The sequence below is a fragment of the Collinsella aerofaciens ATCC 25986 genome (assembly GCF_964259375.1).
Lineage (GTDB): Bacteria > Actinomycetota > Coriobacteriia > Coriobacteriales > Coriobacteriaceae > Collinsella > Collinsella aerofaciens_BO.
This window is the reverse complement of the sequence record NZ_CAXVJM010000002.1, coordinates 181389-188231: the sequence shown is the minus strand read 5'-3', so window position 1 is coordinate 188231 and position 6843 is coordinate 181389. Positions and strand designations below refer to the sequence as shown.

Below are 6843 nucleotides of genomic sequence, written 5' to 3'. Positions count from 1 at the left end.
AGCGCCCACGGGGGCTCCGTCTCGCTCGCCAACAGCCCCTCGGGCGGCGCGGTGGCCACCATCGCGGTCCCCCTGTGCGGGGCCTGACGACTCAGGCCCCGCACAGGGGCGTGCCTCGCAACCAAACGCTTCCATCTTGAAACACGGGGAGTAAATCGCGAAATCGCAGGTGAAGGGGAGTAAAACGGCAAAGAAAAAGCCTCCGTCCCAACCTGGGAACGGAGGCTCGGTTACCGTATTTACTCACCAATGTCGCTGGCGGCTTTGCCGTGACTCTCGTACGAAACAAAACTCAGCGTCACAGTGCGGCACCCAAAAGTGCAGGTCAGAACCCTGTCAGCCTACTCCCACTCGATGGTCGCGGGCGGCTTGGACGTGATGTCGTAGCACACGCGGTTGGCGCCGGGGACCTCGGCCACGATGCGGCCGGAGATGCGGGCCAGAACGTCGTAGGGCAGCTTGGCCCAGTCGGCGGTCATGGCGTCGCTGGACTCGACGGCGCGCAGGATGATCGGGCGCTGATAGGTGCGCTCGTCGCCCATAACGCCGACGGACTTGATGTCGGGCAGGACCGCAAAGTACTGCCAGCAGCTGTGCTCGGAGTTGCGCTCGCCGGTCTGCTCAAACAGACGCTGGTTGTAGGCATCGAGCTCCTCGCGCACGATGGCGTCGGCATTCTTGAGGATCTCGAGCTTCTCCTTGTCGACCGCACCGATGATGCGGATGGCCAGACCCGGACCCGGGAAAGGCTGGCGGAACACGATATGACCCGGCAGGCCCAGCGCCAGACCAAGCGCGCGGACCTCGTCCTTAAAGAAGTGGTCGAGCGGCTCGATGAGGTCGAAGTGCACGCCCTCGGGGAACGGGATCAGGTTGTGGTGGCTCTTGATGGTGGCCGTCTTGCCGCCCGTCTTGCGAGCACCGGACTCGATGATGTCGGGGTAGATGGTGCCCTGAGCCAGGTACTTGACCGGCTTGCCATCGGTCTCGAGCTGCTGCGCCACGGCGAAGAACTCTTTCCAGAACTGCGTACCGATGATGCGGCGCTTCTCCTCGGGCTCGGTCACGCCGGCCAGAAGCTCGGCATAGCGGTCCTCGGCGTGGACGTGGATAAAGTCGACGTCAAACTGCTTGGTGAAGACCTCCTCCACCTGCTCGGGCTCGCCCTTGCGCAGCAGGCCGTGGTTGATGAACACGCAGGTCATCTGCTTGCCCACGGCGCGGGCGCCCAGCGCAGCCACGACGGAGGAGTCGACGCCACCGGACAGGGCCAGAATCACGCGGTCGTCGCCGACCTTCTCGCGAAACTCGGCCGTCATGGTCTCGACCAGGTTGTCCATGCTCCAGTTGGGCTCCAGGCCGCAGATCTCAAACAGGAAGTTGCTCAGCAGCTGCTGACCGTACTCGGAGTGCTTGACCTCGGGGTGGAACTGCGTGGTGAAGATTTTGCGCTCGACGCACTCCATGGCGGCAACCGGGCACACGTCGGTGCTGGCGGTAATGGTAAAGCCCTCGGGCACCTCGGACACGGCGTCGCGGTGGCTCATCCACACGGTCTGCTCCATAGGCGTGGAGTTAAAGAGCTTGGCGCCAGCCGTGCGCGTGATGGTGGCGCGGCCGTACTCGCCCACCTCGGAGTGGCCGACCTTGCCGCCGAGCGTCACGGCCGTGATCTGATGGCCGTAGCAAAAGCCCAGGACGGGAAGGCCAAGATCAAAGATGGCGGGATCGATGGACGGAGCGTCCTCGGCGTACACGGAGGCCGGGCCGCCAGAAAGGATGAGCGCAGAGGCGTTCATCTCGCGAATCTCATCGGCCGAGATGTCGCAGGGAACGATCTCGGAATACACGTTGAGGTCGCGGACGCGACGGGCAATGAGCTGACCGTACTGCGCACCAAAGTCGAGTACGAGGACCTTTGCGGAAGCCTTTTGATCCATGGTTTCCCCCTCTTGTTGGCGGGGAGCCGATGCCCACCCGCGCGAATGAACGAAAATTGCCTTCATAGTGTACACGTTATATGGGGTTTCTCGTCCCTCGCAGCCATCAGCGCACGGCAAACGCACGACCTGGGCTCCTATTTGACAGCAATTGAAGTGTTACCAAACGTTACAGATGATGTAATACGTTTGAACATTGGACGCCCTGTGCCACAATACTGCCGAACGGCTCCGCCCTTGCGGCGGCAAATACGATAGGAATACCAGAATGAAGCGCATCCTTCTCATCGCCACGGGCGGCACCATCGCATCGACCGAGGACGGCAACGGCCTCTCCCCCGCCCTGACCGGTGAGGAACTCGCCCAGAGCGTCCCCGAGATCTCGGGCCTCTGCGAGCTCGACGTCGTGCAGCCCATGAACATCGACAGCACCAATATGCGCCCCAGTGACTGGATGCGTATCCGCGACGTCATCGTCGAGGGTTATGTCGACCACGACGGCTTCGTGATTCTGCACGGCACCGACACCATGAGCTACACCGCGGCAGCGCTTTCCTACCTGATTCAGGACAGCCCCAAGCCCATCGTGCTCACCGGCTCTCAAAAGCCCATGGGCAATCCCTTTACTGACGCCAAACTCAATCTGTACCAGAGCCTGCTCTATGCGCTCGACGAGCACTCGCACGATGTCTCGATTGTGTTTGGCGGCGTCGCCATTGCCGGCACGCGCGCCCGCAAGCAGCGTACCATGAGCTTTAACGCGTTCATTAGCGTCAACTATCCGCCCATCGCCTATATCCGCAACGACCGCATCGTGCGCAACGGGCTTCACGGCACGCATCAGGGCGAAAACCCGGTGCGTTTCTACGACAGCATCGACCCGCGCGTGTTTGTCCTTAAGCTAACGCCCGGCGTGAACCCGGGTATCCTGGACGCCCTTGCCGACAGCTACGATGCTGCAATCCTTGAGACCTTTGGCATTGGCGGCATTCCCGAGTTTGGCGAGTCGGGCGAGTCGTTCCAAGAGGCAATTTTCCGCTGGGTCGATTCTGGCCGCACCGTCGTTATGACCACGCAGGTCCCCGAAGAGGGCCTCGATCTGGGCGTTTATGAGGTCGGCCGTGCTTACGCCGATTATCCGGGCATTCTGCGCGGCGACGACATGACCACCGAGACACTCGTGGCCAAGACCATGTGGGCACTCGGCCAGTCACGCGATGCCGCCGAGATCCAGCGCCTGTTCTACAGCCAAGTCAACCACGACCGCATCCCGATGGCGTAATTCGGTTGTCGACGGGTATCCCCTATTCGATACCCTCGAGAAGTTCTGACACCGTCATGCCGAGTGCGGGCGCAATCTTAAATAGAACCTTGAGCGTGAAATTTGCCGTCCCATCTTCGATTCGGTCGAGGTAGGGTCGGCTGATTCCTGTCGCCACACAAAAATCAACCTTGGAGATACCAAGGTCCCTGCGTGTCTCTTCGACCCGCCTGCCAAGAATCTGTTTCGCACGTTCGTCCATGCAGCCGAGTTTGAAATGGAGCCGAACATAAACGTAAACTATAGTTTACGTTTTGCCGAATACACAGGAGTTTTCTATGTCGGGTTCTTCGGTCCGCATGTACCGAGCCACGCCTCGCACAAACAGCGCACCACCCACGCTCGTCGTCGTTGAAGCAGAATGCCTTTCGCCCGATGAGCGCACAGCATTTGCATTGCTATCAAGTCGCGTCGCCGCCGTTCTGGTCCATTGCCCGGCGCAAGGTGAACTTGCCATTCAATGCCAAGCGCACAGCTGCTCGCTCAATCAGGCTGCCGTAATCGCAACCAGCCAGCGTGGCCTGCCACTTCTCTTGGAAGCCGGTACCGCGCTCACCCTTCGCGGCGCCGGATACGAAAACGAGGCCGCCGCCGACATGGTCTTTAAACCACGATCGAGCGGCGGCCTCGCAGCAGCCATTGAATATGCGTGCAGGCTCGTTGCCTAAAAGGACAAGCTAGAAACCAAAGCCAAAGCCCGTTCCGGTAATCGCCGAGTACATAAAGTAAACGTTAATCACGTTGAGGAACACGCCCGTGATGCAGCCGTTTCGCAGGTAGCGCTCGCACACGATGCGCGCCATGGCGGCGGAGTCATCATTGTTTTTAGCCTGGCGTCCCGCCGTAAAGTACGTCGCCACGCTCAGCAACAGGTTGAGCACCGGCAGTGCCAGCAGCTCGTAGCTCTTGCCCCAGCGCGTCACCTCGCCGGCTGCGTTAAACTTTGTTGCAACCTCGGGACCAATGTTGGGGATAACACACGCTGCGACCACCAGCGGAATCACCGCAAGTACGAGCAGTGCAATACCCATGTAGCCAGCTTTTTTGCCATATTTAAACATATGCGTCGTCCTTACACGTTAAAGCGGAAGTGCACGACATCGCCATCGGCCATGACATAGTCCTTGCCCTCAATACGCAGCTTGCCGGCAGCCTTGGCGCCCTGCTCGCCACCGAGCTCGATGTAGTCGTCGTAGCCAATGACCTCGGCCTTAATAAAGCCGCGCTCAAAGTCGGTGTGGATCACGCCGGCGGCCTGCGGGGCGGTCGCGCCCTGACGCACCGTCCAGGCCTTGACCTCCATCTCGCCAGCCGTAAAGAACGACTGCAGGCCGAGCAGCTTGTAGGCTGCCTGCGCGAGCACGTCCAGGCCGGGCTGCTCCAGGCCCAGGCTCTCCAGGTAGTCGGCAGCGTCCTCGGGATCGAGCTCGGAAAGCTCGGCCTCGATCTTGGCGCAGATGGGCAACGGCTTGACACCGTCGATGGGCGCCAGGTCCTCGTTGAGCATATCCTCGTCCACGTTGGCCACATACAGGATGGGCTTCATAGTGAGCAGGAACAGGCCCTTGGCGGCGGCACGCTCCTCGTCGGTCATCTCCATGGATGCGGCACGCTTGCCCTCGTTGAGCCAGGCGAGTAGGCGCTTGGCGACCTCAAACTTGGGCATGAGTTCCTTGTCGCGCTTGGCCTCCTTCTCGAGCTTGGGCAGCTGCTTCTCGAGCGTGCCCATGTCGGCCAGGATGAGCTCGGTCATGATGGTGTCGGCATCGCCGGCGGGATCGACGAACTCGCCGGTGCGGCCCACCTCACGCATGACGTTGGGGTCCTTAAAGTAGCGCACGACTTCGCAGATGGCATCGGTCTCGCGAATGTTGGCCAAGAACTGGTTGCCCAGACCCTCGCCCTCGTTAGCGCCCTTCACCAGACCTGCGATGTCGACAAACTCGACCGTTGCCGGCACGATGCGGCCCGGGTTGACGATGTCGGCGAGCTTTTGCAAGCGGCTATCGGGCACGTCGACGATACCCACGTTGGGGTCGATCGTGGCAAACGGATAGTTGGCGGCAAGGCCGGTCTTTTTGGTAAGCGCGGTGAATAGCGTCGACTTGCCCACGTTGGGCAGGCCCACGATACCGATGGAAAGGGACACGACAGCTCCTTTTGGTACAAGTATTTCAAACTGCATAAGTATAGCGCCGCCGCAGCATCCGGGCGAATCCGGACACCGCAGCGGCACGAATGAAGCAGAGATAGGGATCGCTGACTAGTCCGCGAGCTTTTCCACCTGGTCGAGCATCTTGTTGAGCTTTTCCTTTGCCTCGGCCTTGACCTTCTCGGCCTCTTCGTGGGCCTTGGCCTTCTGAGCGGCCTTTTCCTCGGCCTCGGGGTCGACGACGACCAAGTTAGACGCGTCGTGCTCAACAAGCTTGAGTGCATGCTCGGGGCACACCTTGACGCAGGCTCCACAACCCAGGCAATACGTGGATTCCAGTGCAAAGCGGCCGCTTCCCACCAGATCGCAGGCAAACGTGGGGCACACGTTGACGCACTCGCCACACGACGTGCACTTGTCAAAATCGCATTCCGGCGTGCTCACCTGCATGTTCTGGGCAAGCTCAGGGTGGTTTTGCAGCGTCGAGAGCACCAGCTGCCGCCCGTGCGTGAGCGAACGGCGACGTTTGGTCGTCGTGGTGCCGCACATGGTGTTGAGCGTGCGCTCCAGTTGGGTGATCTGATGACGATGGGCTTTGAGCTTCTGTGTCACCGAGGCCAGCGCCGCCGTCGCCGGGTTGAGCTTGGTCACCGTCAGGCCCGTCGTGCGGGCGATTTTTTCCATATACTCCTTGCGCTCGTACTCGCGAAGCTTATGGCACTTGAGGCTCTTGGGGTCGACCTCCAGGCCCATACCCGTGCCAGACCACTCCTCGGCCTTCGCAATCGCCTCACCCAGAATATCCTCGCCACCGGTGTTGCGGCACTTATCGCACACGCCCAGTGGCAGGTAGACGCTCACGTTGGGATAGTCGGCCAGCACCGAGAACCAGGTCTCGGCCGTAATATCGCCCACGCAGGCGACGACGACCTCGTTCTCGCGCGGCATGCGCTTAAGGGCGCGCGTGCAGGTAACGTAGGCGGTCTCGTGGCTCGTAGCTGCCGAGACAATGTCGTCGTAAAGGTTTTTGGGCGCCAGGCGCGGCGAGATGATCGCCTCGGTCGGACAGGCAGCGGCGCACAGGCCGCACTTGCGACAGGAGTCGAGGATTTCAATGGCGTCTTCCTCGACCTCGATAGCGTTGACCGGGCACACGTCCATGCACGCGGTGCAGCCGCTCTTCTCGTTTTTGCAGGTCAGGCACGGAATGGTGTTGCCGCGCGGACGCTCCTTGTAGTCGGCAGGATTCCACTGCGGCGCCGACGGATCGAGCGCATCGGTCACGCCGCCAAGCGGGTTTTTAAGAAAGTCGAAACCCTTGCTGATCTCGATAATGTCATCAAACAGATCGTGTTCCTGCGCCATGCGCGGCCCCTCCCTGAGCAGTGCAAACAAGCAAGAGATAATGATACGCTATCGGCCCACGCCTC

Annotated in this window: 7 protein-coding genes; 2 read left to right on the top strand and 5 right to left on the bottom strand. The window is 60.9% G+C overall.

What is annotated here, in order from left to right; all coding sequences use genetic code 11:
- Positions 1 to 341: 341 nt before the first annotated feature.
- Entirely contained in the window at positions 342 to 1940 is a 1599-nt protein-coding gene (gene guaA, locus ACEXKH_RS01760) for a glutamine-hydrolyzing GMP synthase (protein WP_161155746.1), read from the bottom strand.
- 268 nt (positions 1941 to 2208) lie between these two features.
- On the opposite strand from guaA, the gene ACEXKH_RS01755 reads away from it, so the two are divergent.
- Positions 2209 to 3222, top strand: a complete 1014-nt coding sequence (locus ACEXKH_RS01755; RefSeq protein WP_161155744.1) for an asparaginase — start codon at positions 2209 to 2211, stop codon at positions 3220 to 3222.
- 22 nt (positions 3223 to 3244) lie between these two features.
- Here ACEXKH_RS01755 and ACEXKH_RS01750 read toward each other — a convergent pair whose 3' ends face one another.
- Positions 3245 to 3463: a helix-turn-helix domain-containing protein gene (locus tag ACEXKH_RS01750; protein ID WP_035136926.1), complete on the bottom strand. Its 219-nt coding sequence runs from the start codon at positions 3461 to 3463 to the stop codon at positions 3245 to 3247.
- Positions 3464 to 3539: 76 nt separating this feature from the next.
- Here ACEXKH_RS01750 and ACEXKH_RS01745 point away from each other — a divergent pair, with 76 nt between their 5' ends.
- On the top strand, positions 3540 to 3929 hold the full coding sequence (locus tag ACEXKH_RS01745) for a hypothetical protein (protein ID WP_161155742.1): 390 nt from the start codon (positions 3540 to 3542) through the stop codon (positions 3927 to 3929).
- A gap of 9 nt (positions 3930 to 3938) precedes the next feature.
- Here the strand turns inward: ACEXKH_RS01745 and ACEXKH_RS01740 are convergent, their stop codons facing one another.
- From ACEXKH_RS01740 to ACEXKH_RS01730, 3 genes are all read right to left on the bottom strand, one after another.
- Positions 3939 to 4322: a DUF1648 domain-containing protein gene (locus ACEXKH_RS01740; RefSeq protein WP_089572786.1), complete on the bottom strand. Its 384-nt coding sequence runs from the start codon at positions 4320 to 4322 to the stop codon at positions 3939 to 3941.
- 11 nt (positions 4323 to 4333) lie between these two features.
- Positions 4334 to 5410 (bottom strand): redox-regulated ATPase YchF, encoded by a 1077-nt coding sequence (ychF, locus tag ACEXKH_RS01735; protein WP_055309950.1) that lies wholly within the window; start codon positions 5408 to 5410, stop codon positions 4334 to 4336.
- Between the two features lie 114 nt (positions 5411 to 5524).
- Positions 5525 to 6778: a 4Fe-4S binding protein gene (locus ACEXKH_RS01730; protein ID WP_373572849.1), complete on the bottom strand. Its 1254-nt coding sequence runs from the start codon at positions 6776 to 6778 to the stop codon at positions 5525 to 5527.
- Positions 6779 to 6843: the final 65 nt, after the last annotated feature.